Origin of the sequence: Nonomuraea sp. NEAU-A123, assembly GCF_018603905.1 — a bacterium.
In the GTDB taxonomy this organism is placed as follows: domain Bacteria; phylum Actinomycetota; class Actinomycetes; order Streptosporangiales; family Streptosporangiaceae; genus Nonomuraea.
Map to the genome: position 1 here is coordinate 522914 of NZ_JAHFZZ010000006.1, position 24999 is coordinate 547912.

The 24999-nt window shown below is 70.8% G+C and carries 24 protein-coding genes; 8 read left to right on the top strand and 16 right to left on the bottom strand.

All coding sequences use genetic code 11. The features are described 5' to 3' along the window. The first annotated feature begins 51 nt into the window (after positions 1-51). Together KLK06_RS21520 and KLK06_RS21525 are read left to right on the top strand one after the other, a co-directional pair. Entirely contained in the window at positions 52-1317 is a 1266-nt protein-coding gene (locus KLK06_RS21520; RefSeq protein ID WP_214637314.1) for a PP2C family protein-serine/threonine phosphatase, read from the top strand. Between the two features lie 3 nt (positions 1318-1320). Beyond that, entirely contained in the window at positions 1321-2805 is a 1485-nt protein-coding gene (locus tag KLK06_RS21525) for a cobyric acid synthase (RefSeq protein ID WP_214637315.1), read from the top strand. Here the strand turns inward: KLK06_RS21525 and KLK06_RS21530 are convergent. The 6 genes from KLK06_RS21530 to KLK06_RS21555 all read right to left on the bottom strand — a co-directional run bounded on the left by KLK06_RS21530 (position 2792) and on the right by KLK06_RS21555 (position 8852). Next, positions 2792-3805 carry a 1-acyl-sn-glycerol-3-phosphate acyltransferase gene (locus KLK06_RS21530; protein ID WP_214637316.1) on the bottom strand — a complete coding sequence of 338 codons (1014 nt, stop codon included), beginning with the start codon at positions 3803-3805 and terminating at the stop codon, positions 2792-2794. The genes KLK06_RS21525 and KLK06_RS21530 overlap by 14 nt on opposite strands. A gap of 25 nt (positions 3806-3830) precedes the next feature. Then, the gene (locus KLK06_RS21535; protein WP_214637317.1) at positions 3831-4643 is read right to left on the bottom strand and encodes a patatin-like phospholipase family protein; all 813 of its coding nucleotides are present in this window, start codon (positions 4641-4643) and stop codon (positions 3831-3833) included. Between the two features lie 20 nt (positions 4644-4663). Further along, the gene (locus tag KLK06_RS21540) at positions 4664-5275 is read right to left on the bottom strand and encodes a LysE family translocator (RefSeq protein WP_214637318.1); all 612 of its coding nucleotides are present in this window, start codon (positions 5273-5275) and stop codon (positions 4664-4666) included. Between the two features lie 75 nt (positions 5276-5350). Next, positions 5351-6298, bottom strand: a complete 948-nt coding sequence (locus tag KLK06_RS21545; protein WP_214637319.1) for a quinone oxidoreductase — start codon at positions 6296-6298, stop codon at positions 5351-5353. A gap of 49 nt (positions 6299-6347) precedes the next feature. Beyond that, a complete protein-coding gene (locus KLK06_RS21550) occupies positions 6348-7205 on the bottom strand; it encodes a virginiamycin B lyase (RefSeq protein ID WP_214637320.1) in 858 nt (285 codons plus the stop codon). A 6-nt stretch (positions 7206-7211) separates the two neighbouring features. Next, positions 7212-8852, bottom strand: coding sequence for a serine/threonine-protein kinase (locus KLK06_RS21555; protein ID WP_308168374.1), 1641 nt, complete (start codon positions 8850-8852; stop codon positions 7212-7214). 179 nt (positions 8853-9031) lie between these two features. Here KLK06_RS21555 and KLK06_RS21560 point away from each other — a divergent pair, with 179 nt between their 5' ends. Continuing rightward, positions 9032-9496, top strand: a complete 465-nt coding sequence (locus tag KLK06_RS21560; protein ID WP_214637321.1) for a helix-turn-helix domain-containing protein — start codon at positions 9032-9034, stop codon at positions 9494-9496. Here the strand turns inward: KLK06_RS21560 and KLK06_RS21565 are convergent. From KLK06_RS21565 to KLK06_RS21595, 7 genes are all read right to left on the bottom strand, one after another. After that, positions 9377-9697: a helix-turn-helix transcriptional regulator gene (locus tag KLK06_RS21565; RefSeq protein ID WP_214637322.1), complete on the bottom strand. Its 321-nt coding sequence runs from the start codon at positions 9695-9697 to the stop codon at positions 9377-9379. The two genes, KLK06_RS21560 and KLK06_RS21565, sit on opposite strands and share 120 nt — an antisense overlap. Beyond that, positions 9694-10002, bottom strand: a complete 309-nt coding sequence (locus tag KLK06_RS21570) for a type II toxin-antitoxin system RelE/ParE family toxin (RefSeq protein ID WP_214637323.1) — start codon at positions 10000-10002, stop codon at positions 9694-9696. Before KLK06_RS21570 ends, KLK06_RS21565 begins: the two co-directional genes overlap by 4 nt. A gap of 279 nt (positions 10003-10281) precedes the next feature. After that, on the bottom strand, positions 10282-10902 hold the full coding sequence (locus tag KLK06_RS21575) for an HAD family phosphatase (protein ID WP_214637324.1): 621 nt from the start codon (positions 10900-10902) through the stop codon (positions 10282-10284). Positions 10903-10963: 61 nt separating this feature from the next. After that, positions 10964-12040, bottom strand: coding sequence for an ABC transporter ATP-binding protein (locus tag KLK06_RS21580; RefSeq protein ID WP_214637325.1), 1077 nt, complete (start codon positions 12038-12040; stop codon positions 10964-10966). Continuing rightward, a complete protein-coding gene (locus KLK06_RS21585; RefSeq protein WP_214637326.1) occupies positions 12037-12888 on the bottom strand; it encodes an ABC transporter permease in 852 nt (283 codons plus the stop codon). The genes KLK06_RS21580 and KLK06_RS21585 overlap by 4 nt, the downstream gene beginning before the upstream one ends. Beyond that, positions 12876-13694 (bottom strand): ABC transporter permease subunit, encoded by an 819-nt coding sequence (locus KLK06_RS21590; protein ID WP_214637327.1) that lies wholly within the window; start codon positions 13692-13694, stop codon positions 12876-12878. Before KLK06_RS21590 ends, KLK06_RS21585 begins: the two co-directional genes overlap by 13 nt. Next, positions 13691-14731, bottom strand: coding sequence for an ABC transporter substrate-binding protein (locus KLK06_RS21595; protein WP_308168375.1), 1041 nt, complete (start codon positions 14729-14731; stop codon positions 13691-13693). The genes KLK06_RS21590 and KLK06_RS21595 overlap by 4 nt, the downstream gene beginning before the upstream one ends. 222 nt (positions 14732-14953) lie before the next feature. Here KLK06_RS21595 and KLK06_RS21600 point away from each other — a divergent pair, with 222 nt between their 5' ends. From KLK06_RS21600 to KLK06_RS21610, 3 genes are all read left to right on the top strand, one after another. Beyond that, complete coding sequence (locus KLK06_RS21600) at positions 14954-15700, top strand: GntR family transcriptional regulator (protein ID WP_214637329.1); 747 nt, start codon at positions 14954-14956, stop codon at positions 15698-15700. 80 nt (positions 15701-15780) lie between these two features. Continuing rightward, positions 15781-16047 carry a DUF6504 family protein gene (locus tag KLK06_RS21605; RefSeq protein WP_214637330.1) on the top strand — a complete coding sequence of 89 codons (267 nt, stop codon included), beginning with the start codon at positions 15781-15783 and terminating at the stop codon, positions 16045-16047. After that, on the top strand, positions 16047-19685 hold the full coding sequence (locus tag KLK06_RS21610; RefSeq protein WP_214637482.1) for a DNA polymerase III subunit alpha: 3639 nt from the start codon (positions 16047-16049) through the stop codon (positions 19683-19685). The genes KLK06_RS21605 and KLK06_RS21610 overlap by 1 nt, the downstream gene beginning before the upstream one ends. Positions 19686-19847: 162 nt before the next feature. On the opposite strand, the gene KLK06_RS21615 is transcribed toward KLK06_RS21610, so the two are convergent. Beyond that, positions 19848-20570 carry a DUF4328 domain-containing protein gene (locus KLK06_RS21615; protein ID WP_214637331.1) on the bottom strand — a complete coding sequence of 241 codons (723 nt, stop codon included), beginning with the start codon at positions 20568-20570 and terminating at the stop codon, positions 19848-19850. 46 nt (positions 20571-20616) lie between these two features. Continuing rightward, positions 20617-21267, bottom strand: a complete 651-nt coding sequence (locus tag KLK06_RS21620; protein ID WP_214637332.1) for a response regulator transcription factor — start codon at positions 21265-21267, stop codon at positions 20617-20619. Positions 21268-21357: 90 nt separating this feature from the next. On the opposite strand from KLK06_RS21620, the gene KLK06_RS21625 reads away from it, so the two are divergent. Further along, entirely contained in the window at positions 21358-22035 is a 678-nt protein-coding gene (locus KLK06_RS21625; RefSeq protein ID WP_214637333.1) for an ABC transporter ATP-binding protein, read from the top strand. After that, a complete protein-coding gene (locus KLK06_RS21630) occupies positions 22032-23966 on the top strand; it encodes an FtsX-like permease family protein (RefSeq protein WP_214637334.1) in 1935 nt (644 codons plus the stop codon). The genes KLK06_RS21625 and KLK06_RS21630 overlap by 4 nt, the downstream gene beginning before the upstream one ends. A 2-nt stretch (positions 23967-23968) precedes the next feature. On the opposite strand, the gene KLK06_RS21635 is transcribed toward KLK06_RS21630, so the two are convergent. Continuing rightward, positions 23969-24970 (bottom strand): LLM class F420-dependent oxidoreductase, encoded by a 1002-nt coding sequence (locus KLK06_RS21635; protein WP_214637335.1) that lies wholly within the window; start codon positions 24968-24970, stop codon positions 23969-23971. Positions 24971-24999 lie beyond the last annotated feature (29 nt).

Genomic DNA, 24999 nt, shown 5'->3' on the forward strand with positions numbered 1-24999 from the left:
TAGAGGCTGCTATCGGGGTATGACCCTCTGGGAGACGTAGGAGGCGCGCGCATGCGAAGCGAGGGTGAGCGCATGCTGGGCGGCCTGCTGGGCGCGAGCCATCTGGCCTCCATCGAGGACCTGCCGGACTTGGTCGCCGAGCATGCCAAGCCGGCCGGGTTCCACCAGATCATGATCTACGTGGTCGACCTGCAGCAGCAGTACCTCGTCCCGCTGCCCGGCCAGCACGACGCGGTGGGCGAGCCGCTGCGGTCGATCCGCATCGACTCCACGCTCGCCGGGCGGGCCTACCGCAATGTGGAGGTCGTCCAGGCCAGGCACGTCATCGAGACGGAGGCGGAGGCGGAGGCGGGGGCAGAGGGAGAGCCGGAGCCGCCGGCCGAGGAGGGACGGCGGCGGCTGTGGGTGCCGCTGCTCGACGGCACCGAACGGGTCGGCATGCTGGCGGTGACCGTTCCCGCGGCTGATGACGACATCGACTGGCGGGTGAAGCAGTTGGCGAGCCTGGTCTCGCTGCTGGTGATCAGCAAGCGCGACTTCAGCGACACCTACGCCTCGCTGGTGCGTACGGAGTCGATGACCCTGTCGGCCGAGGTGCTGTGGAACCTGATGCCGAGCGGCAGCTTCGCCAACGACAAGGTCGTGGTCGGCGCCGCGCTGGAGCCCGCTTACGACGTGGGCGGCGACGTGTACGACTTCGCCCTCGCCGGCGACACGCTACACCTGTCGATCTTCGACGCCATGGGGCACGACACCTCCGCGGGGCTGACCGCGACGATCGCCGTCGGCGCCTGCCGCAACAACCGGCTACGGGGCACCGGCCTGCTGGCGGCCAGCGAGGCCATCGACGAGGCGATCGCCGAACAGTTCGGCGCCACCCGGTTCGCCACCGGCATCCTCGCCGACCTGAACCTCAAGACCGGCGAGCTGACCTGGGTCAACCGCGGGCACCACCCGCCGCTGGTGATCCGGCGGGGCCGCCGCGTCGCCACCCTGGAGACCGTGCCGTCGCCGCCGATGGGCTTCGGCCTGGGCCTGTCCGCCGGTCTGGAGCACTACCAGCTCGAACGCGGTGATCGCCTGCTCTTCTACACCGACGGCATCATCGAGGCGCAGAGCCCGGAAGGGGAGGAGTTCGGGCTCGAGCGGTTCATCGACTTCGTCGTACGCCGCGAAGCCGACGGGATGTCGGCGCCGGAGACGCTGCGCCGGCTGATCCAGTCCATCCTCGAACACCAGCACGGCCGCCTCCAGGACGACGCCACGGTGCTGAGCGTCGAGTGGCACGGCGAGAAGGAGCACCGGCTTACGATGTAAGCCATGAACGGAGCGCTGCTGGTCGCCGGCACCACATCAGACGCGGGCAAGAGCGTCGTCACCGCCGGGATCTGCCGCTGGCTGGCCCGCAAGGGGGTCCGCGTCGCGCCGTTCAAGGCCCAGAACATGTCACTGAACTCGTACGTCACCGCCGACGGCGCCGAGATCGGCCGTGCCCAAGCCGTGCAGGCGCGGGCCGCGGGCCTCGAACCCGTCGCCGACATGAACCCGATCCTGCTCAAGCCGGGCAGCGACCGCCGCAGCCAGGTGGTCCTGATGGGACAGCCGGTGGCCGACGTCGACGCGATGGAGTACGGCCGGCTCAAGGACCTGCTCCGCGAGAGCGCGCTGGCCTCGCTCGACCGGCTGCGAAGCTCGTACGACGTCGTCATCTGCGAGGGCGCCGGCAGCCCCGCGGAGATCAACCTGCGCCGGGGCGACATCGCCAACATGGGCCTGGCCAGGGCGGCGAACCTGCCGGTGATCGTGGTGGGCGACATCGACCGCGGCGGCGTCTTCGCCGCGTTCTACGGCACGGTCGGCCTGCTGGACGCCGCCGATCAAGCGCTTATTTCCGGATTTGTGGTGAACAAGTTCCGCGGCGCGGCCGAGCTGCTCGAACCCGGCCTGGACATGCTCCGGGACCTCACCGGCCGCCGCGTGTACGGTGTGCTGCCCTGGCTGGACGGGCTCTGGCTGGACGTCGAGGACTCTCTCGCCCTCGGCAGCCGCTCGATCGCCCCGCAGCGGCCCCACGGCGACCAGACGCTCCGCGTGGCGGTGGTCAAGCTGCCGAGGATCTCCAACTTCACCGACCTCGACGCCCTGGCCGCCGAGCCGGGAGTGCTCGTCCGCTTCGTGACCGATCCGGCGGAGCTCGACGACGCCGACCTGGTGGTGCTGCCCGGCTCCCGCGCGACGGTCAGCGACCTGGCCTGGCTCCGCGACACCGGCCTGGCCGCCGCCGTCCGGCGGCGTACCGGACCCGTCCTCGGCATCTGCGGCGGCTACCAGATGCTCGCCCGCGAGATCCACGACGACGTCGAGTCGGGCGCCGGCCGGGTCGACGGTTTGGGCCTGCTTCCGGTCCGGGTCCGGTTCGCGGCGGGCAAGACGCTCGGCCGCCCGGCCGGTCACGCGTACGGGCATTCGGTCAGCGCGTACGAGATCCACCACGGCGTCGCGACCGTCGAAGGTGGCGAGCCGTTCCTCGACGGCTGCCGCGCGGGCGACGTGTGGGGCACCACCTGGCACGGCGCGCTGGAGAACGACGGCTTCCGCCGCGCCTTCCTCACCGATGTGGCCGAGCGGGCCGGGCGTGCCTTCGTCCCGGCGCCGGACACGGACTTCGCCCTGCTGCGCGAGAACCGCCTGGACGCGCTCGGCGACCTGGTCGAACACCACCTCGACACGGACGCCCTGCTCGACCTGATCGAGCACGGCCCGCCCGCCGTCCCGCTCCTCCCGCCGGGGGCTAGCGCAGGGTGAGCCGCTGGGCGCTGATCCAGTCGTCGATGAGCTCCCACTGGTCGTACAGCCAGCGGATCCGCGCCTCGCGGTCCTTGGGGATGCGTGCGGCGGGCACCCGCCACCACTTCGCGGTGATGTGCGCGCTGACCGGTAGTTTGCGCCACACGTCGCCCACCGTGATGAGGTCGTCCAGGCCGGTGTGCGCGACGAAGACGACGTCGGCCGACGGGCAGGACTCGATGGCCGCGATGGCGCCACCGGGGCGCGGCGGCAGCAGGTGATCCATGCCGCGGGCCCGTGACGCCTCCTCGTCCAGCCCCTTCTCCTCCAGCCGCCTGATCGCCAGCCGGCGGCGCCGCGGGGTGAAGTTGCCGCCCTCCGGGAAGATCACCAGCGCGTCGTCCTCGTCCATGGTCGAGGACAGCCGCTTGATCTCGTCGATGATGCCGCTCTCGGCGGTACGGCGGGGCACGAAGGCGTTCGGCAGCCGGTTGACCATCACGTCCAGCGACGGGTCGAACTGCAGCGCCGCCTTCATCACGATCCGGGGCCGCCGGTCGTACAGGGAGAGCAGGTGATAGATCAGCAGGAAGGAGTCGCCGGGACCCGCGTGGCGGGCCAGGACGATCACCGGGTGGGTGAGGCGGGCGGCCTGTTCCTCTTCGGTGAGCGGCGGTTCGTGGATGTCGACGGTGAGGCGGAAGATCCGTACGGCGGCGGCGTACACCTTGGTCAGGAACCATTTGATCAGCGCGTAGTGCCGCTCCTGCTGCCGGTCGCGGCCGAACGCGCCGGCCACCCAGAGCACGAGGCAGGCGACGAGCACCGCCGACTCCAGCGTCAACCATGCCACCCCGAACCAGGCGAACCGCAGCCCGCGTCGCTGTGGCGGCGCGAGCCGCAGCGACGCGGCGAACGTCACCACGACCCACACTGGCAGCGTGACGAGCGCGAACACGGTCACGACGATGACGAGTGGAGCGAGGATGAGGCGCCGCAGAATGCGTGGTGGCAGCAACGTCGGCCTCCAGGTGGTCAGATCTTCATCGTCCTCTTGTCCGGAGATATCTGGAAGATGCGTGGTAGGCCCGTTCGATGTAATGGGAGATCTGTGACAGGTCGCGATAGCGGAGGTTCGACATCGGCTGCGTCGCCCCGGCGGGCAGCACGTGCACCTCGACGTCGGGCGGCAGCGTGGCCATCTCCTCGGCGAACCGGTGCCTGCGCGCGATCTCGAACGCCACCATGCCCACCTCCCAGGGCCGCCGCGGCACGCTGAGCGGGCGCTCGATCCGCCCGACGTGCAGGACGTAGACGCGCTTGGCGCCCAGTTGCACGGCCCGGCCGACGGGGATGCTGTGCACCAGGCCGCCGTCGAAGAAGTGCTCGCCGCCGATGGAGACGGGCGGCAGCAGCCCGGGCACCGCGCACGAGGCGAGCACGGCGTCGATCAGCGGCCCCTGGTCGAACCAGTGGGCGGTGGCCCGCTCCACCGAGGCCGCCACGCACTGGAACGGCACGGCCAGCTCCTCGATCTCTGAAACCGGCAGCATCTCGCTCAACAACGCTCGAAGCGGCCCGATCGGGTGCAGATGGGTGCCGGTCCTCGCCAAGGTGGACAGCCGGGTGACCCAGGAACCGGCGAACGCCGTACGGACCACATCGGAACGCCACAGTGACGACAGCTGCTCCACCGCGCGGGAGGGGTCGGCGGCCAGCAGCACCCCGTTCAGTGCGCCGATGGACGTGCCCACCACGAGGTCGGGCACGATGCCCTCCTCGTCGAGCGCCTGGAGCATGCCCACTTCGTGCGCGCCTAGCACGCCGCCACCACCGAGCACGAACGCCGTCTGCACAGGAGCACGTTACCGGGAACCTAGTTGTCCAAGGCCAACCGGATGCCGAAAGCGACGATCACGATGCCCGTCACGCGGTCCAGCAGCCGCCTGACGGCCGGGGTACGCAGGGCGCCGCTCATCAGGGCCGCACAGCCGACCAGCACGGCGCTCCACAGCAGACCCTCGCCCACGTGGACCCCCGCCAGGAGCAGGCCCATGGCCGCGTGCGGGGCGTCCGCCGGGATGAACTGCGGCAGCATCGCCACGTAGAAGGCGCCTACCTTGGGGTTCAGCAGGTTGGTGATCAGGCCGCGCCGGAAGCCGCTGCCGAAGCCGGTCTCCGCCGTGCCCTCCTGCGCCTTCGTCCTGGTCACGAGCATGCGGATGCCCATCCAGACCAGGTAAGCGGCGCCGGCCCAGCGCAGGATGTCGTAGGCCAGATGGGAGGCGGCCAGGAGCGTGGACAGACCCACCGCGGTCAACAGGCCCCAGGTGAGCGTGCCGAGCTGGATGCCCAGGACGACGCCCCAGGCCGGCCGCCTGCCGGACAGCAGGGACGTACGCAGGATGAGCGCCGTGTCGAGGCCCGGCGTGATGGTCAGGAGGGCGACCACCGCGGCGAACGACCAGATGGAGGGGGCTATGTCCATGTTCGGGAGCGTAGTTCACGCTGTTCGTGCGGCGGGAGGCGGCCGTGCGTGCACCGCCGCCTCCCAGCAGGAGGCCTAGGGAACCAGGATCAGCTTGCCCGTCGTACGGCGAGCGGCGAGGTCCTCGTGCGCACGGCCCGCCTCGGCCATCGGATACCGGTGCGAGACGTTGATCTTCAGCTCGCCGGCGGCGATCCAGCCGAACAGGTCGGAGGCCCGCCACAGCAGTTCCTCCCGATCGGCGATGTAGTGGACCAGGGTCGGCCTGGTCAGGAAGAGCGAGCCCGACTTGTTCAGTCGCTGCGGATCGAGCGGCGGCACGGGGCCGCTGGCCGCCCCGTACAGCGCCATGAGCCCGCGCGGCCGCAGCGCCTCCAGCCCGCCGTCGAACGTGGCCGCCCCCACGCCGTCGTAGACCACGTCCACCTGCCCGCGGAGCACGTCGGCGAAGTCGTCGTAGCGCAGCACCTCGTCGGCTCCGGCCGCGCGGGCCACCTTCTCCTTCTCCTCGCTGGAGACGGTGGTGTGCACGGTCGCGCCCCTGAGCTTGGCGAGCTGGATCAGCAGCTGGCCCATGCCACCGGCGCCCGCGTGCACGAGGACGCTGTCGCCCGGCTTCACCTCGTACGTGGAGTGCGTGAGGTAGTGGGCGGTCATGCCCTGCAGCATCGTCGCGGCGGCCAGCTCGGCGGAGACGGAGGCGGGCACCGGAACCACCCGCGCGGCCGGGACCGCGACCTTCTCGGCGTAGCTGCCGAGCACGTTGGCCCACGCCACGGTGTCGCCGACGGACACGTCGGTCACATCGGGGCCCACGGCGGAGACGACACCGGCCCCTTCCGAGCCGAGCGGGCTGGGCAGAGCGAGCGGATACGCCCCCGAGCGCTGGTAGATGTCGATGAAGTTGACGCCGCTGGCGGCGACGTCGACCACGACTTGTCCGTCACCCGGCTCCGGGTCGGGATGCTCGGTGTACTCGAGGACCTCTGGGCCGCCATGGGCGGTGATGACTATGGCACGCATACCCCTAGTCAACTCCCCTTTGAGACCCGCCGATTCCACCTTCGGCCAATCATCGGTCGAGCCTGGCGAGCGCGCCGGCCTCCAGGGCGACCCAGATCGCGCCGTCGGGGCCCACCGTGAGGCCGTGCGGCTCGGCCGGGACGCCGAGCGACGGCAGGTCGTACTCCTCGATGGCGCCCTCGGTCGTGATGCGGCCCACGCGGTTGGCGCCCCACTCGGTGAACCAGAGGGCGCCGTCGGCCCCGGCGACGATGGCGTGCGGCCGGGAGGCCCGATCCGGCAACGGATATTCAATGATTTTTCCGGAAACGTCCACACGGCCGATCTGGCCCGCGCCGATCTCCACGAACCACAGCGCCCCATCCGGGCCCGCGGTGATGCCCACCGGCGCGGCCCCCTCCGTCGGCAGCTCATGGATCGTCACCGCGCCCGACAGCGCGATGCGGCCGATGGCGTTGCCCTGGTTGAGCGTGAACCACAGGGCGTCGTCAGGCCCTGCCGTGATGCCCGAGGGCATGCCGCCCATCACCGGGATCTCGAACTCCGTCCGCGCCCCGTCCGCCGCGATGCGCCCGATCTTGTCGGCCCGCGTCCGCGTGAACCACATGGCCCCGTCCGGCCCGGCGGTGATTCCGTACGGGCTCTCCGCCTCGAACGCGGTCACCTGACCCGCCTCGGTGATCCGCCCCACCCGGCCACCCTGGAACTCGGTGAACCACATGGCCCCGTCAGCCCCGGGCGCGATCACCGTCGGCCCGCCGTCCGCCGGGTCGAGCTGGTGGATCACGGGCTCCGCACCGGGCACCAGCCTGCCGACCCGCCCCTGGTGCACCAGAGTGAACCAGAGCGCGCCGTCGGGGCCGGTGGCGATGCCGTACGGAGCTCCGTCAGAGATCTCGATCAGCATGTGTGGTCAGGGTTCCTTTCTCCCACGTAGCTCGAAGTCGTCGAAAGTGGTCTTGAGCACCGACCGCTCGGCCTTGGACGTGCGCGCGAACAGGCCGACGTAGCCGTTGCCGATGCCGTTCGGGTCGTCGACCTGGTGGACCCGCTCACCGTTCACCCACATGGTCAGCCGTACGGTGCTGCCCTCCTGCTCGCAGGAGGCCTCGATCCTGACGGTCTTGCTCCCCAACCCGTCCACCTGGACCGGCTGGGCCAGCGTGCCGCCCGAGCCGTTGAAGATGCGCCGGATGCGTGCCATGCCGGTGGTGTCCAGCGCGAACTCGTAATAGGTGCCGTTGTCGGTGTTGTGGCAGTAGACGCCGTACTCGCCGGTGCCCACGGCCCGCTTCACCTGGGCGGTCACGCCGACCACCACCGTCTGGGGCAGCATCGGCGTGGGCGTCGACGACGGGACGGGCGTGGCCGTCGGCGTGGCGACGAGGAACGGCGCCGGGGCCTTCTCCAAGCGCTCCACGTAGTCCGCCTCCACGTCGAGCCCGTACGTGCCGTCGGTCCGGTAGCCGTAGCTGACCGCGTCCGTCGGGTCGTAGGTGCCGCTCCAGCCGCCGCTGGTCTGCGTGAAGTCCTCCTGGTACAGGACCGGGAGCTCGGGTGGCCCGCTGTCCCTGAGCGTCGCCCAGGCCGTGATGCTCCCGGTGACCAGCACCGCCACCGCCACGGCGATGCCCGCGACGATCCGGCCCTTTTTGCGGGGTCGCGACTCAGGGAACGCCGCGGTCGCGTGCTGCCAGGCCACCTGCGCGGTCTGGGCGGCCTGCTCCGGGTGTACGGCCTGGGGAGCCTGCTCCGGCGCGGCCGAGCGGCCCACGAGATGGTCGAGCAACTGCTGCGCGGTCGGCCGCGTGGCCGGATCCTTGCGCAGCGCCGCCCTGACCAGCTCCCGCAGCCCCGGCTCGACCGCGTCAAGCGCTGGTTCGGTGTTGAGCACCTGGTAGACGGTCGCGGGCAGCGTGTCGCCGCCGAACGCGGGCTTCCCGCTCGCGGCGTACACGATCAGCGAGCCCCACGAGAACACGTCGCACGCGGGCGAGACCGGATCGCCCCGCAGCACCTCGGGCGCCATGTACCGGGGCGTGCCGATGAGCTCACCCGTCCCGGTGACCCCGCCCAGCGTGTCGAGCGCCCGAGCGATGCCGAAGTCGATCACCCTCGGCCCGACGGGGGACAGCAGCACGTTCGACGGCTTGAGATCACGGTGCACGACCCCCGCCCCATGGATCGCGGTGAGCGCGGTGGCCACGCTGACCGCCAGCGCATCGAGACTCGACCCCCTGAGCGGCCCCGACTGCCGGACGGCCTCCTCCAGGTTGGGCCCCGGCACGTACTCGGTGACGACATAGAGCTGATCGCCCTCGAGCGCCGCTTCGAGCACCGCCGCCGTACAGAACCTGCGTACCCGCTGAGCGGCGTCGGCCTCCCGGCGGAAGCGCATGCGAAACTGCTCGTGCTGGCTGAGCTCGGCGTTGATCACCTTGATGGCGACCCGCTGCCCAGAGGGATCCTCGGCAAGATGGACCGTCCCCATCCCGCCTCGGCCCAGCACGCTCAGCAACCTGTAGCGCCCGATCTGGGAGGATTCACCGCTCACGGCGGGCAAGCTTACCTATATCTGCCTGACTGGCGGATGACCTCGGCGCTTGAGCCTGATCGGCTGCGGACCCGCAGCCTTCGGCTGAACATCGCTATCAGCGCCTGGTCGAGAGATCCGGATCTTGTTCGCGTTTGCGCGAAGTACCTGGTAGAACGCGAGTCAGAGGAGAAGGACCGATGGCGAATTTTCCCAAGTGGAACGACTTCCGCACCGACATCGTCGCCAACTCCGGCGGCGAGGAAGCCGTGACTGAAGCACGACGCCACAATCAGGCCTACATCGACGGCTACCGATTGGCCAAGCACCGCAAGGCAGAGGGCCTGACCCAGTCCGACGTGGCCGAACGCATGGGCGTGACCAAGAGCCGCGTCTCCCAGATCGAGCGGGGCGAGGTGTCCACCATCGAGACCATTGCCCGCTACGTCCAAGCGCTCGGCGGGCAGATCCAGGTCTCAGAGGTGTTCGGCGATGACCGCGATGCGTGTGGCGGCAGGACCGGTTCGAGACCTTCACAGATCTGGTCAGGCGACGCGTTGCCAGGTGTCCCCGAAGTCGGCGATGACCTTCAGTTCTCCGCCGAGGGCATGGATGTACAGGCTGAGGGTGGTCAGTTCGGCGATGGCCCCGTTCTCGATCGCTGAGACGCGTTGCTGGGAGACCCCCATCGCCTGGGCCACCTCGGCTTGGGTCAGCCCTACCTTGTTACGCATGTCGGCCAGGAACCCCCCGCGCACCTGGGCCACCCGGCGCTCCCGCGCCTCCTCCACCGCCTGGCGGTCGTCGGGGTGGACGAACTCGGCGATGAACTCCTCACGGGTATAGGAGTGAAACTCGGTGCTCATGGCAACTCCTTCAGATACGCCTCATACCACTGCTCGGCCAGCGGGATGGATTGTCGGTACCACTGGTTCCATTGCCCGGACTTGTCTCCCGCGATCAGCAGGACCGCGTTGCGGAGGGGATCGAAGATGAACAGGATCCGTACTTCGCTGGTTCCGCTGGATCCGGGCCGCAACTCTTTGAGGTTGTGCAGGTCGGAGCCGCTGATCCGATCCACCAAGGGGCGTCCCAGCGCCGGGCCCTCATCCAAGAGCCGGTCGATGGTCTCGGCTACCAGCCTCTGCGTCACCGGATCTCCAGTACGCAACTCGTGGAGCTAGTCGCGTACCTGAGTGGTCAACACCAGTCGAAATGCCATCCGCCCTCCAGACACAACAATCTTATTGTACTCCGAGAGAGGCAAACGAACACGCGTTTCCGCACCACCCTGCCCGCTCCTTCCCGGCCCGGGAGGCGACCAGCGGGCCCGGATCGCGGCCGAGCCCGATCACCTTGAAGGCGCGGGTCTCGACGGGGAGGGAGCGGGAGAAGTCGCGAATTCCCGCGAAGCGCTCGACCCCGGCGTGTTACGAAGGTATTTCCCGTATCAAGGCTTGAAAGCGCGCAGCGAGCGCCAGCTGGGTAGTCCCCGTCCGGTGTCGATCGGCATGACGCGGCAGCCGGCGGCGGTAGCGGCGGCGATTCCGGTGGGGCTGTCCTCGATCGCGACGCAGCGCCTCGGGTCCACGCCGAGGCGGTTCGTGGCCTTCAGGTACGGGTCTGGGTACGGCTTGCCGCGGGTGGTGTCATCGGCCGTCACGATCAGGGCGAAGCGGTGGTCGAGGAGGGGCAGCACCAGGCGGACGATGCTCCGCGGTGAGGCGCTGACCAGGGCGGTCGGGATGCCTTCTGCGTGCAGTTCGCCGAGGAGGTCCAGGGCGCCGGGGATCAGCGGTACGCCTCCGGGCTGCTCGGCGATGCGCGCGGCGAAGGCGTCGATGAGCTGCCGGGCGGTGTCGGGGAGGGTGGCGGCGTGGGGCTTGGCGGCGGACAGCAGGTGGGCCGCCACGTCCTCGGCCGCGCGGCCGAGGACGTCCGGGGTGTCGGCGGGGCCCAGCTCGACGCCGAGGGTCCGCGCCACCGAGGTCGCGGCCTGCCACCAGAACCCCTCGGTGTCCACCAGCGTGCCGTCCATGTCGAACAGGACGGCCTGCGGCACCTCCCCCATCGGCGCTCCCGACACTGCCGTTCCCGCTGACGACGGCTCCGACGACGACGGCTCAGACGGCTCAGACGGCATCGGCCGGTTCCGTGGCGGGGGAGGGGACCGTGACCGTCCGTTCGGCCACCAGTACGGGCCGCTCCACCAGGTGGACCGTCACGCGGGTGCCGGGTACCAGCCGTACCGCCTCGTGACCGGGTACGTCGGCCATGACCTCACCCCCCGACAGGGCGACCCGGAGCCGGACGGAGGCGCCGCGGAAGGAGGCCGCGATCACTTCCGCCTGGCCCTCCGGAGCCGGGGTCACCTGCACGGCCTCGGGGCGGATCAGCACGTCCACCTCCAGGGTGCCGGGGGCCTCGCCGTCGACGGGCAGTAGTTGGCCCAGCACCGTCACCTGGTCGCCCGAGACGTGCCCGGCCAGGTGGTTCATGGTGCCGACGAACTCGGCCACGAAAGGGGTGGCCGGACGGTCGTAGACCTCGGCGGGCGGGCCGCACTGTTCCAGGCGGCCGTTCCGCAGGACGGCGACCCGGTCGGCGATCGACAGCGCCTCCTCCTGGTCGTGGGTGACGAAGATGGTGGTGATGCCGAGGTCGAGCTGGAGCCGGCGGATCTCCTCGCGCAGCGACACCCGTACCTTGGCGTCGAGCGCCGACAGCGGCTCGTCGAGCAGCAGCACGCGGGGCTCCAGCGCGAGCGCGCGGGCCAGGGCGACGCGCTGCTGCTGGCCCCCGGAGAGCTGGTGCGGGAAGCGGTCGGCGTGGGAGGGGAGGCCGACGAGTTCGAGGAGTTCGTCCGCCTTGGTGCGTCTGGTGGCCACGGGGACCTTGCGTACGCGCAGGCCGAAGGCGACGTTGTCGCGGGCGTTCAGGTTCGGGAAGAGGGAGTAGGACTGGAAGACCATGCCCGCGTCGCGCTTGTTGGCGGGCATGTCGGTGATGTCCGAGCCGTCGATGAGCACGGCGCCGGAGTCCGGCCGTTCGAACCCGGCCACGCACCGCAGCGCCGTCGTCTTTCCGCAGCCGGAGGGCCCCAGCAGCGCGACGAACTCGCCCGGCGCGATCGTCAGGTCGAAGCCGTCCAGCGCCACCGTCTTGCCGAACACCCGCCGCAGGCCCCGGAACTCCACCTGAGCCGTCATTTCCTCTTCCTTCCCGAGAAGGCCGTGGACACCGCGAGCAGCAGCAGCCAGATGAGCAGCAGGCTGAGGATCGACACCGCGACCGACAGCTGCCCCTCGGACCCGGAGATCGTCACGATCCACACCGCGAACGGCTGGTAGCCCAGCAGCCTGGCCACGGTGAACTCGCCCAGCACCAGCGCGAGCGTCAGGAACGACGCGCTGGCCAGAGCCGAGCGCAGATTGGGGATGATCACCCTGAACAGCACGTGCGGCCACGACGCGCCCAGGTTGCGGGCCGCCTCGACGAGCGTGCGCACGTCCATGGTGCGCAGCCCGGCGTCGAGCGAGCGGTAGACGAACGGCAACACCAGCACCACGTACGCGAGCACGAGCACGAGGGGGAACGCCGGGTTCTGCACCGCGATCAGCGTGGCCCAGAACGGCGTCGGGGCCAGCACGTCGGTCCCGGTGCGCAACGAGGTGGTGAGCCCCGCCACGAACGTGATCGGCGGCACCACCAGCGGCAGCGTGCAGAGCACCTCCATCACCGGCCGCAGCCGCGGCGCGCTGAGCCGTACGGCCAGCATCGCCGGCAGCGTGAGCAGCAGGACCAGCACGATCGTCGCGACGGCCAGCGACATGGACAGCAGCAACGACGACCCGAACCCCTCGGCCGTCAGGAGTTCGCCGTAGGCCGCGAAGGACACCCCGGCCGTGGGCGTGTAGATCGTGTACCAGAGCGAGGCCCCGAGCGGGATCAGGAAGTACGCGGCGGCCAGCAGGAACACCACCCCGCGCCACACCCGGGGCCGGGTGGGCGCCGGCGCGGGAGCGGTCACCGGCTCCAGCCCGGTCAGCGCAGCCATCGGGTGCTCCTCTTCTGCAGCGGCAGGTAGATCACCATGACCAGCCCGGCCACCACGATCATGTCGAGGCTGAGCGCGAGCGCGATGTTCTCGTAGCCGATCAGCACGTCACCCGTGAGCGCGCTGGCGATCTTCAGGGTCACCAGCGGCACCACGGTCCCGACCATCGCGTTGGCCGTCGCGAAGGCCGCGAACGCGCTGCCGAACAGCAGCACCACCCCGCCGAGCATGGCGGGCGTGAGCACCGGCACCCCGACGAAGCGCCAGAACTGCCAGGCCGTCGCGCCGTTGTTGGCCGCCGCCTCCCGCCACTGCGGCCGCAGCCCGTCCAGCGCGGGCGCCATGACCAGCACCATCAGCGGGATCGAGAAGTACAGGTAGACGATCACCAGCCCCCAGAACGTGTACAGCGCGCCGGACGGCAGCCCGAGCAGGCCGCTGATCACGCCGGAGTTGCCGAGCGTGGCGATCCAGAAGAAGGCCAGCGGCACGCCGCCGAAGTTGGCCAGCACTCCGGAGGCCGTCAGCACCGCCTCGCGCAGCAGGGCGAACCGGGAGGTCACCACGGCCTGGGCGACGAACGTGCCGAGCACGGCCCCGAGCAGCGCCACCACGGCCGAGAGCTTGACGCTGCCGGCCATCGCGTTGAGATAGCCGCCCTGGAGGCTCTGCCCGAGGTTGGCCAGGCTCGGCTCACCGTTCGCGGTGAACGCCCCCGCCACCAGCGCGATGGCGGGGATGCCGAAGACCAGCGCGAAGAAGACCAGCAGGGGCAGCGCGCCGAGCCACCCCTTGGCGCGGGTCATCCCGAGATGGCGGCGTCCCAGCCGCTGGCCAGCTTGGCCTTGGCCGCGTCCACCTGCTCGGGGGTGGGGAACGTGGGCGTGCCCTCGACCTTGGGCAGCGCGTCGGCGGCGGCCTTGTCGACCGAGCCGTCGGTGGTCATGACCGGCAGCAGCACCGGCCTGGCGAAGCCCTTGAGGTAGAGGTTCTGGCCCTCGGTGCTGTAGAGGTACTCCTGCCAGAGGCGGGCGGCGGCCGGGTGGGGCGCGTCCTTGTTGACGGCCTGGGCGTACATCTGGAAGTACTTGCCGTCGGTGGGCACGTTCACCTTCCAGTCGAGGCCCTTGGCCGACATCTCGGGCGCGTAGGCGGCGTTGTTGTAGTCCCAGTCGATGCTGATCTGGGTCTCGCCCTTCTCGATCGTCGCCGGCGTGGTCTCGACCGGGTTGTAGTTGCCCGCGGCCTTCAGCTTCTTGAAGAACTCGATGCCCGGCTGGATGTCGTCGAACGAGCCGCCGGTGGCGATCGACGCGGCGTAGACGCCGGCGAAGGCCGAGCCGGACTTGGTCGGGTTGCCGTTCATCGCGACCTTGCCCTTGTACTCGGGCTTGAGCAGATCGGCGAAGCTCGTCGGGCAGGTGGCGATCTTCTTGGCGTCGCAGCCGATCGACACGTAGCCGCCGTAGTCGTTCGTCCAGAGCCCGGTCGGCTCCTTCTGGCCCTCGGGAACCTTGTCGAACGCCTGCACCTTGTAGGGCGCGAACAGGCCCTCCTTGGCGCCGCTGATCGCGAACGACTGGCCGAGGTCGAGCACGTCGGGCGCGCGGTCCTGGCCCTTGCGGGTCTTCACCGCGGTGATCTCGTCGGCGCTGGCCGCGTCGGGGTCCTCGCTCTCGACCTTGATCCCGTACTTGGCGGTGAATCCCTTGATGATCTCGCCGTAGTTGGCCCAGTCGGGCGGCAGCGCGATGACGTGGAGGTTGCCCTCCTTCTTCGCCGCCTCGACGAGTTTGTCCAGGCCGCCGACATCTGCGGCGGAGGTGGCGGTCTTCGCGTTCACCCCGCCTTCTGACGCCTTGGTCTCCTGAGTGCCTGGGGCGGCGCCACACGCCGCTGTGGCTACGGTAAGGGCTGCGATGACGCCTGCCACACGGGCGCGAGGTGTGAACACGTCGCCTCCAGTCTCCGAGGGTGTGGATAGAACTTAAGGGAACTTGTACAAACAAGCCAGCACAAGTAGGACGCATGAACATTGCTCTTTCATGAATGCGAGGGGTCGCGGATGGTTGCGCGTTATGAACGGATCGCCGATGCGCTGCGTGATGACATCCTCGCCGGCTTACATCCGGTCGGCTCGCAGCTCCCCACGGAGGCGGAGCTGGCCGCGCGCTATCTCGCCGCCCGCGGCACGGTACGCCAGGCGGTGGCGGTGCTGGTCGCCGAGGGGTTGGTCGGCTCCCGGCAGGGCGCCAGGCGCATCGTGCTGGGCAAGGCGCGCAGCCAGAGCTTCGCCGAGTTGCACAGCTTCGCCCAGTGGGCGCGCGCCAACGGCTACCGCTTCGGCGGCCAGATGATCACCCAGGGTCGCCGGGCGGCGAGCCCCGCCGAGGCCGCCAGACTCGGCACCGACGAGGTGCTCGACGTGCTCCGGCTGCGCACACTGGAGGGCGAGCCCGTCCTGCTGGAGCGCACGGTGTACGCGGAGTGGGTGGCCGCCGCCGTCGAAGAACTCGCGCCCGGCTGCGAGTCGGTCACCGAGGCGCTGTACGACTCGATCGGGCTGGTCTTCGCCTACGGCGAGCACCTCATCGACGCCGTCTCCGCGGGCGCCCAGGACGCCCGTCTCCTGGGGGTACGGCGCGGCAGCCCACTGCTGCGCCAGCGCCGCATCACCACCACGCACGAGGGCAGGCCGGTGGAGTGGTCGGACGACCGCTATCGGGCGGGCAGCGTGGTCTTCAGCATCCGCAACTCGATCGACGCCAACCCTCTGGTGCGGCAGGCGGGCGACTTGCGTTTCGGGGCCTGAGAACATATGTTCGAGTCATAAGACGCCCGCCTTCCCCCGGGTGGCTCAGCATAGGCACGAGAGCCGCGGGGAGAAGCGACTTGAGCAGACTCTATGGCGATCCGATAGAGGTGTGGACCAGGGACGGGCAGCCGACCCAGTTCGTCTGGCGCGATCGCCTCTATCTCGTCCGCCGGGTCCTCGACCACTGGGTGGTGGCCCGCGAGTGGTGGAAGACCGACGAGAACGATCCCGGTGAGCGGCAGTTCTGGCGGGTGGAGGCCAGCCCCGGGCGCGAGGTCGGTTCCTACGAGCTGCGGTTCGACACCGCCAGTGGCGGGTGGCTGCTCCTGCGGGCGTGGGACTGATGGCCCCGCCGTTCCCCCACCTGAACGTGAGCTCCGCCTACTCCATGCGCTACGGCACCGCCTTCCCGCGGGCGCTGGTGCACCGGGCGGCCGAGGACGGGATGGACATCCTCGCGCTGACCGACCGCGACGGGCTCTACGGCGCGATCAAGCACGCCCAGGCGTGCGCGGAGGCCCGGATCGCCTCGGTGTTCGGGGTCAACTTCGCGCTCGCGGGTCCCGGGGCGCGCCCGAAGACCGGGCCGGGAGCCCGGGACCAGAGCGGGCCGGGCGCCCGGGGCCGGGCCAAGACCGGGCCGGGGGCTCAGGACCGGGTCACGGTGCTGGCCAGGGCGGGTGGCTGGTCCCAGTTGGTGCGCCTGGTCACGGCCGCCCACTACGCGGGCGAGCGCGGCGCGCCCGAGGTGACGCGCGAGCTGATCGGCTCCCTGGACGCGGGCGGGCTGTCTGTGCTGCTCGGGCCCCATTCCGATGTGGGGCGCGCGATGGCCGAGCGGCGTGACGAGCATGCCCGGGTGCTGCTCGACCTGTGGCTGGCCGCCGTGCCCGGCGTGGTGATCGAGCTGGTCGACCAGTACGGCTTCCGCGACGCCACCACCGCCGTCCGGATGCTCGCCCTGGCCGAGTCCCGGGGCGTGCCGGCCGTGCTCACCAATGCCGTCAGATACCTGGATCCCGCCGACCACCAGGTCGGCGACGTGCTCGACGCGGCGCGGCAGCTCGTCCCGCTGCACCCGCGCCACCTGGAGCGCACCACCTCGCACGCCTACCTCAAGGGCACCAAGGAGATGCGGCAGGTGGCGGCCAAGATCTGCGGGGCCGACCCCGACCGCGTCGGCCGCCTCCTGCACGCCACCCGCACGCTGGCCGAGGCGTGCGCGATCGACCCGGTCGAGCTGCTCGCGCTGAAGCACGACCCACCGAACCTGCACCTGCCCGAGATCGGCCGCGACCCGGTGCCGCTGCTGCGCCACCGCGTCGAGGACGGGCTGATCTCGCGCGGGCTGGATCGCTCCGGCGACGCCAGGGGCCGGCTGGGGGCCGAGATGGACGTCATCGAGCGGAAACGCCTGTCCGGATATTTCATAGCCGTGGCTGGCATCACCGACATGATCCGCGGCATGGGCATCCGCTGCGCGATCCGCGGCTCGGGGGCGGGCAGCCTGGTCAACTACCTCATCGGCATCGGCGAGGTGAACCCCCTCGAACACGGCCTGCTCATGGAGCGCTTCCTGTCGGACGGGCGCGTCGGGCTGCCCGACATCGACGTGGACGTGGAGTCCGCGCGCCGGCTCGACTGCTACAAGGCCATCTTCGACAGGTACGGCGAGTCTCGGGTGGCCTGCGTCTCGATGATGGAGACCTACCGGGCACGCAGCGCGATCCGGGACGTGGCGGGGGCGATGGGGCTGCCGCCGCACGAGATCGACGCGATCGCCAAGGCGTTCCCGCACATCAGGGCCAAGCAGATCACCGCGTCGCTGAACGACCTGCCCGAGCTGCGCGACAGCCGGCTCGGCGAGGCCGGGCTGGAGCGGGTGTTCCGGCTGGCGGAGAAGCTCGACGGGCTGCCCAGGCACATCGCGCTGCACCCGTGCGGGGTCCTCATCGGCAACGCGGAGCTGCGCGACAGGACGCCGGTGGAGCGGAGCCTGCTGGAGTTCCCGATGTCGCAGTTCGACAAGGACGACGTGGAGGAGTCCGGGCTGCTCAAGCTCGACGTGCTGGGCGTGCGGATGCAGTCGGCGATGGCCTACACGCTGAGCGAGATCGAGCGGGTGGACGACGTCGTGGTCGAGCTCGACAAGCAGCACGGATCGGAGCCCGGCGTCGAGTACGTGCCCCACGACGACCAGGCCACCTACGACATGATCTGCGCCAGCCGGACGCTCGGCTGCTTCCAGATCGAGTCGCCCGGTCAGCGCGAACTGGTCGCCAAACTGGAGCCGCGCAAGATGCACGACCTGATCGTGGACATCTCGCTGTTCCGGCCGGGTCCGGTGAACTCCGACATGGTCACCCCCTACCTGGAGGCCAGGCACGGGTGGCGCGAGCCGTACTATCCGCACGAGCGGCTGCGCGGCGCGCTGAAGGAGACGCACGGCGTCGTGGTCTTCCACGAGCAGGTACTCAAGATCATCGAGGTGATGACGGGCCGCGACCTGTCGCACGCCGAGACGCTGCGCCGCACGCTGGCCTCGTCGGAGGGGCGCGAGCGGGTGCGGAAGCACTTCGTGCCGCTGGCCAAGTCGAACGGGTTCGGCGACGCGGCCGTGGACAAGGCGTGGAAGGTGCTCGACGCGTTCGGCGCGTTCGGGTTCTGCAAGGCGCACGCGGCGGCGTTCGCGCTGCCCACGTACCAGTCGGCCTGGCTCAAGCGGCACCACGCGGCCGCGTTCTTCGCCGGGGTGCTCACGCACGAGCCCGGCATGTACCCGCAACGCGTGATCATCGACGAGGCGCGGCAGTGCGGGGTGGAGATCCTGCCGCTCGACGTGAACAGATCGGGCAAGGACTGGCGCGTGGAACGGCTCGGCCCGCGGGTGCGGCTCAGGATCGAGCCCGGCGACTTCCGGGCCGGGGACTTTCGGGCCGGGGACTTTCGGGCAGGGGAGATCGGAAAGGGGTACGCGCTGCGTGTGCCGTTCTCCGCGATCAAGGGGGCGAGCGAGGCGGAGGTGGGGCGCATGGTGGCGGGCCAGCCGTACACGTCGCTCGCGGACTTCTGGGACCGGGCCCGCCCGTCGCGGCCCGTCATCGAGCGGATCGTCCAGGTGGGCGGCCTCGACGACCTGCACGACCTGCACCCGGGCGGGGCCCGCTGGCGTCCGGGGCGGCTGACCCGCCGCGACCTGATCGCCCAGGTCGGCGTCCTCGACCGGACCTCCGCCTCGGGCGTCAAACCGGCCACCACGAAGTCCAGGCGCTACACCCCGGCGCGTCCGGACGCTGTGCCCGCGGCTCGGCCCGAGGAAGCGGCCGTGCAGCTCCCGCTGGGTTTCACCGAGCACATCGCGCCCGGCGAGCTGCCCGAGATGACCGAGACCGAGATGGTGGAGGCCGAGCTGGAGATCCTGGGCATCGACATCAGCCGCCACGTCATCAGCTTCCACGACGAGCTGCTCGACGCGATCGGGGTGGTGCGCTCGGCGGAGCTGCTGTCCCAGCGCAACGGGGCCGAGGTGCTGGTCGCGGGGGTCAAGGTGGCCACCCAGACGCCGGCCGTACGCTCGGGGCAGCGCGTCATCTTCACCACGCTGGACGACTCGACGGGGCCGATCGACCTGACGTTCTTCGAGTCGGTGCAGGGGCGGTGCGCGGCGACGGTGTTCGGGTCGTGGCTCATGGTGGCGAGGGGGGTGGTCCGGCGCACGGGGCGCCGGGCGGTCTCGATGCGCGCGGTGGACTGCTGGAACCTGGTCGATCTCGACGCTTTGTGGCGATCGAGCGGGATCGAGGCAGTCAGAGCGGTTCTCGCGCAGACTCCCGAGGAGTCGGCGGGGGTCGGCGGCCGGCGCATCGAATACGCCAACGGCTACAGCCTCTCCCCGTACGCGGATCTCGGGCCGGTGGTCGCGCCCCCTACTCGCCGCCTCTGGCACGCCAGCCAGGGGAGCTCGGGTCCAAGCGCGGCATGATTTTCTCTTTGTTACGGCACAGCCGCCCCCACCGCCACCCGCCGACCGTGGCCAGGGGCCTCCAGGAAGACGCCCGCTGACCGGCACGTGGCCGGCCGCCGTTACGGCGCGTTCTCAGCCGTCTCCGGGGTCGTGGCTTGGCATAGGGCTTGGTTTCGGCGCTCAGCCCGTCTGCTCGAGCGGGGTCGGCTCCGGGGTCGGCGGGGGGAGCTGGGTCACCGTGGCCGCCGTGCGGAGGCGGGCGCGGCTCCGCACCCGGGAAGTGGAGCACTGGATGCCGGTGATGTCGCGGACCGTGGCCGCGCACAGCAGGGCGGACACCGTCGCGCAGGTGAGCTCCGGGAGGCCGATGCCGGTCAGGCCGTCCGAGGAGCCCAGCGGGAGGCGGGTCGTCACCAGGGCGAGCGTGGCGAGCCAGGTCAGCCACCAGGCGGCCAGGAGGGCGAGCCAGCGGGGGCGCCGGTCGTGCGGCCGGCCGGCGCCGCGCCACACCTCGTCCACCAGGAGGAGCGGCGCGATCAGGTTGACGCCGGGGATCAGCCAGGCGGCGGCCACCGGGCCCGCCGGGGCCGAGCGGTCGTTGACCTGCCTGGCGCGGACGAGCCAGGTGACGTAGGCCGCGGCGGCGGCCACCGTCGTGCCCACGACCAGCATCATCAGCACGGCGAACACCGTCACGGCCCCGACCACCGCGTCGGCGTCGGCGCCGTGGGGACGGCCGCCGAACGCCGCGAGCTGGGTGGCGAGGCGGCGGCCACGGCTGTGTTCGAAGATCACGAGAGCGCCCAGGGAGAGGACCTGTGCGGCAAGTGTCACGTAGACGACAGAAGCTGCCCTAGTGGGCGGTGCCTGGGCGTAGCGCACGTTGTTCTCCCCCCGGGCCATGCGCTGAGGTTCTGCTTCACTTCTATCCCGCCAGGGCACTTGTTAATCAGCTCACCACACCGGATTCCCACGCCCAAGCTGCGATTTCCACTCGATTGCGGACACGGAGCTTGCCCTGAATGCTCCCCAAATGGGTCTTTACCGTCGAGAGTGATACAAACAGCTCGCCGGCCACCTCCTGGTTCGTACGGCCCCTCGCCACCAGGCGTACGACGTCCAGTTCGCGATCGGTCAGCGGGTCGTTCAGCGGGGCGGCGACGCGGACCTTGGGCTGGGCCAGGTGCTGCAGCAGCCGCACCGTCACCGAGGGCGACACCAGCGAGTCGCCGCCCGCCGCCGCCTTGACCGCCTCGATCAGCAGCGTGGGCCCGCTGTCCTTGAGCAGGAAGCCGAGGGCCCCCGCGCGCAGCGCTCCGTAGACGTACTCGTCCAGGTCGAAGGTGGTGACGATGACGACGCGCATGGGGTTCTCGACGCCGGGGCCGGCCAGGGCGCGGGTCACCTCGATGCCGTCCAGCTTGGGCATGCGGATGTCGAGCAGGCAGACGTCCGGCCGGAGCCGCCTGGCCTCGGACACCGCCTCCGCGCCGTCGGCGACCGCCGCCACGACCTCCATGTCCGGTTGCGCATCTAAAATCATCTGAAATCCGGTACGGACAAGTTGCTGATCGTCGGCGATGAGTACGCGAATAGTCACGGCGACAACTCTAGGATCAGCCGTTCGGCCGAGGGGGACGGGACGTCCGGCCGATCCGCCGGACCCCTCTCCGGCGAGAGGCTCGGCCCCATGAACGATGTGCTTGTTGGACGGGCCCTGGCCAAGCGGTTCGGGCAGACGGTCGCCCTGGGCGGAGTGGACCTCGCGGTCCGGGCCGGGGAGGCCGTGGCGATCATGGGCCCGAGCGGCTCCGGCAAATCAACCCTGCTGCACTGCCTGGCCGGCATCATGAAGCCCGACTCGGGCGAGGTGCACCTGCTCGGCCAGCGCATCGACAACCTGCGCGAGCGCGACCGCAGCGCGCTGCGCCGCACCCGCTTCGGCTTCGTCTTCCAGTTCGGCCAGCTCCTGCCCGAGCTGCCCGCCGAGGAGAACGTGGCCCTCCCGCTGATGCTCGGCGACGTGCCGAGGGACCGGGCCGTACGGCAGGCCCGCGACTGGTTCGGCCCCCTCGGCCTGCACGGCATGGAGACCAGGCGGCCCGGCGAGCTGTCCGGCGGCCAGGCGCAACGCGTCGCCATCGCCAGGGCACTGGTCAGCAAGCCCGCGGTGGTCTTCGCCGACGAGCCGACCGGCGCGCTCGACCAGACGACCGGCCAGGAGACGATGCGGCTGCTGGTCGAGGCGACCAAGCACAACGGCGCCTGCCTGATCGTGGTGACCCACGACCCCAACGTGGCCGGCTGGTGCGACCGCACGGTCGAGGTCCGCGACGGTCACCTGCTCGTCGGCGGGGTGCGCGCGTGAACCTCGACCTGACCTGGCGGCTGCTCAGGGGCGGTGGCCGCAAGGGCCTGCTGGGCACGTGGCTGACCCTGGGCGCCGTCGCCGTGTCCACGGCGCTGCTGCTGTTCGCGGTGGCCGCCAACTTCGCCTTCCAGGCCAGGGCCGACCGGAGCGCCTGGCGCAACCCGGTAGAGACCAAGGGCGCGGCCGTGGCGATCGAGGCGGCCCGGCATGACTACGTACGCGATAAGGAGATCACCGTCATCGACCTGGCGGCGCTCGGCGCGGACGCGCCCGCGCCGCCCGGCATGGCCCGCTTCCCCGCGCCCGGCGAGGTCTGGCTCTCTCCGGCGCTGAAGGAGCTGGCCGGGCAGTTGCCCGCCGACCAGCTCGCCGGCCGCTTCCCGAGCCCCAAGGGCGTGCTCGGCGAGGAGGCGCTGCTCTACCCGGGCGAGCTCGTCGCGGTCGTCGGCCACAAGCCGGACGCGCCTGAGCTGACCAGGCCAAGGAGCGACGACTGGATCGTCGGCTACAGCCCGGTGAAGGTGGCGAGCCTGGCGGGTGAGCCGATGGACGACGCCGAGGCCTACCAGGTGCTGGCGCTCATCGCCGGCGTGCTCATGGTCGTGCCGCTGCTCGTGTTCGGCGGCGCGGCGGCCCGGCTCACCGTGGCCAGGAGGGACCAGCGCCTGGCCACGCTCAGGCTGGTCGGCGCGACGCCCGGCCAGGTGGTCGGGATGACCGTGGCCGAGGCGGTGATCGTGGCCTTCGCGGGGGCGATCACGGGCACGCTCGCCTACGCCCTGGCCGCGCCACTGCTGGCCGGGATCCAGATCGGCGGCGGGGGGTGGTTCGTCTCCGACCTGTGGCCGAGCCCGCTGGTCCTGGGCGGGCTGCTGGTCGGGGTCCCGCTGCTGGTGGGGCTGTCGGCGGTGGTGGGGCTGCGGCGGGTCGTCGTCAGCCCGCTCGGCGTGGCCAAGCGGGAGACGCCGCCCGGCCTGCGCTTCATCAGGGTGGTCGCCCTGCTCGCGGTGCTCGCCGTCGTTCCGTTGCTGAGCCGGGGCAACGCCGTGGGCCCCATCGCGGTGGTGATCGGCCTGGCGTTCCTCTGCGTCAACCTGGTCGGCCCGTGGGTGGTCGGCGTCATCGGGCGCGTCACGGCCGGGCGGGCGCGGCGGCCCGCGCGGCTGCTGGCGGGCCGGCGGCTGGTGGACGATCCGCGTTCCGCGTGGCGCACGGTGAGCGGTGTGGCCATGACCGGCTTCGTCGCCGGGTTCCTCTGCCTGCTCAGCCCGGGCGCTCTCAGCGGCTTCGCCGATGCGGGGCAGCTCCAGGTGGCCGTCCCGGCGGGTCAGACGGCCACCGTGGCCGAGCAGGCGCGCACCCGGCTGAAGGCGGCGGGGATCACGGCCACGGTGAAGCCGGCGAAGAAGCTCGTCGCCGTCGCGCTCGGCACCTCGGCCGACGCGGCGACCGTCGACCGGGCCCGTACGGCCCTCGCCGGTCTCGTTCCCGGGCACACGCCCACCACGGAGGCCGACGACCAGCACTTCGGCGTCCAGATCCTGGCCGACGTCCGCGCGGGCACGGTGGTCGTGCTGTCGGTGTCGTTCCTGGTGGCCATCGCCAGTGCCGGGATCACGGCCGCCTCGTCGATCCTCGACCGCCGCCAGACGTACGGGCTGCTGCGCCTGGCGGGCACGCCGCTGGAGGTGCTCGACAAGGCGCGCCGGGCCGAGACGCTCATCCCGCTCACCGTGATGGGTGGCGGCGCGATCCTGGTCGGCGCGTTCTGCGCGGCGCCGTTCATGATCGGTGCGGTGAACGCGACCGGGGTGCTCACGCTGGTGCTCTGCGTCGGGCTCGGGTTCGCCGGGGTGATCGCGGCGGGGGCGCTGAGCAGGCCGTTGCTCCAATCGGTCACCACCGACCCGGCCCCGCGCCCCGACTAGCGTCAGTTCAGTACGAGGTCGCGGATGATCGTCAGCGAACGCTCGTCGCGCGGGCCCATCACGAGCAGGCTGGTGACCGGGCTCTGACGCCAGAGTTCGAGGCGTTCCTTGATCCGCCCGGGCGGCCCGACGAGCGAGATGCCGTCGGCCAGCTCATCCGGGATCGCCTGGAACGCCTCGTCCTTCTTCCCGGCCAGGTAGAGCGCCTGGATGCGCTCGGCCGCCTCGGCGAAGCCCATCCGGCCGATGATGTCGGCGTGGAAGTTGCGCTGCTTGGCGCCCATGCCGCCGATGTAGAGCGTGAGCATCATCTTCACGCCGTCGAGCGCGGCCCGTACGTCGTCGGAGATCACCACCATGACCATGGCCGCGACATCGAAGCCGGGCGCGGCGCCCGACAGCGCCTCGCCGTACATCTCCTCGATCTTGGACGGGAAGGCGAACAGCGGGAGCCAGCCCTGGCCGAGCTCGGCGGCCAGGGCCACGTTCTTGGGCCCCTCCGCGCCGAGATAGAGGGGGATGTCGGGCCGCAGCGGGTGGGTGATGAGCTTGAGCGGCTTGCCGAGCCCGTCCGGCAGGGGGAGTGGATAGTGCGCTCCGTTGCTGGTCACCGGCTCCTCGCGGCGCCACACCTGGCGCATGATGTCGACGTACTCGCGGGTCCTGGTCAGCGGCTTGGCGAACGGCTGGCCGTACCAGCCCTCGACCACCTGGGGCCCCGAGGCGCCGATGCCGAGCAGCAGCCGCCCGCCCGTGAGGTGGTCGAGCGTCATCGCGGTCATCGCCGTGGTGACCGGCGGCCGGGCCGACATCTGGGCGATCGACGTGCCGAGCTTGATGCGCGAGGTACGCGCGCCGTACCAGGCCAGGGGGGTGAAGACGTCGCTGCCGTACGCCTCGGCGGTCCATATCGAGTCATAGCCGAGCCGTTCGGCCGTCAGGACCGTTTCGGTCGCGTCGTCCGCGTTGCGCTGCCAGTAGCCGAGCTGCAGGCCGAGCTTCATGTGACACCTCCGGAATTAAGTTCTATTAC

What these genes read in the sequence shown, in the direction of transcription:
- KLK06_RS21520 (WP_214637314.1), top strand. Translation starts at nt 52, where the DNA reads ATGCGAAGCGAGGGTGAGCGCATGCTGGGCGGCCTGCTGGGCGCGAGC.
- KLK06_RS21525 (WP_214637315.1), top strand. Translation starts at nt 1,321, where the DNA reads ATGAACGGAGCGCTGCTGGTCGCCGGCACCACATCAGACGCGGGCAAG.
- KLK06_RS21540 (WP_214637318.1), bottom strand. Translation starts at nt 5,275, where the DNA reads ATGGACATAGCCCCCTCCATCTGGTCGTTCGCCGCGGTGGTCGCCCTC.
- KLK06_RS21545 (WP_214637319.1), bottom strand. Translation starts at nt 6,298, where the DNA reads ATGCGTGCCATAGTCATCACCGCCCATGGCGGCCCAGAGGTCCTCGAG.
- KLK06_RS21550 (WP_214637320.1), bottom strand. Translation starts at nt 7,205, where the DNA reads ATGCTGATCGAGATCTCTGACGGAGCTCCGTACGGCATCGCCACCGGC.
- KLK06_RS21560 (WP_214637321.1), top strand. Translation starts at nt 9,032, where the DNA reads ATGGCGAATTTTCCCAAGTGGAACGACTTCCGCACCGACATCGTCGCC.
- KLK06_RS21565 (WP_214637322.1), bottom strand. Translation starts at nt 9,697, where the DNA reads ATGAGCACCGAGTTTCACTCCTATACCCGTGAGGAGTTCATCGCCGAG.
- KLK06_RS21575 (WP_214637324.1), bottom strand. Translation starts at nt 10,902, where the DNA reads ATGGGGGAGGTGCCGCAGGCCGTCCTGTTCGACATGGACGGCACGCTG.
- KLK06_RS21580 (WP_214637325.1), bottom strand. Translation starts at nt 12,040, where the DNA reads ATGACGGCTCAGGTGGAGTTCCGGGGCCTGCGGCGGGTGTTCGGCAAG.
- KLK06_RS21585 (WP_214637326.1), bottom strand. Translation starts at nt 12,888, where the DNA reads ATGGCTGCGCTGACCGGGCTGGAGCCGGTGACCGCTCCCGCGCCGGCG.
- KLK06_RS21590 (WP_214637327.1), bottom strand. Translation starts at nt 13,694, where the DNA reads ATGACCCGCGCCAAGGGGTGGCTCGGCGCGCTGCCCCTGCTGGTCTTC.
- KLK06_RS21600 (WP_214637329.1), top strand. Translation starts at nt 14,954, where the DNA reads ATGGTTGCGCGTTATGAACGGATCGCCGATGCGCTGCGTGATGACATC.
- KLK06_RS21610 (WP_214637482.1), top strand. Translation starts at nt 16,047, where the DNA reads ATGGCCCCGCCGTTCCCCCACCTGAACGTGAGCTCCGCCTACTCCATG.
- KLK06_RS21615 (WP_214637331.1), bottom strand. Translation starts at nt 20,570, where the DNA reads ATGGCCCGGGGGGAGAACAACGTGCGCTACGCCCAGGCACCGCCCACT.
- KLK06_RS21625 (WP_214637333.1), top strand. Translation starts at nt 21,358, where the DNA reads ATGAACGATGTGCTTGTTGGACGGGCCCTGGCCAAGCGGTTCGGGCAG.
- KLK06_RS21635 (WP_214637335.1), bottom strand. Translation starts at nt 24,970, where the DNA reads ATGAAGCTCGGCCTGCAGCTCGGCTACTGGCAGCGCAACGCGGACGAC.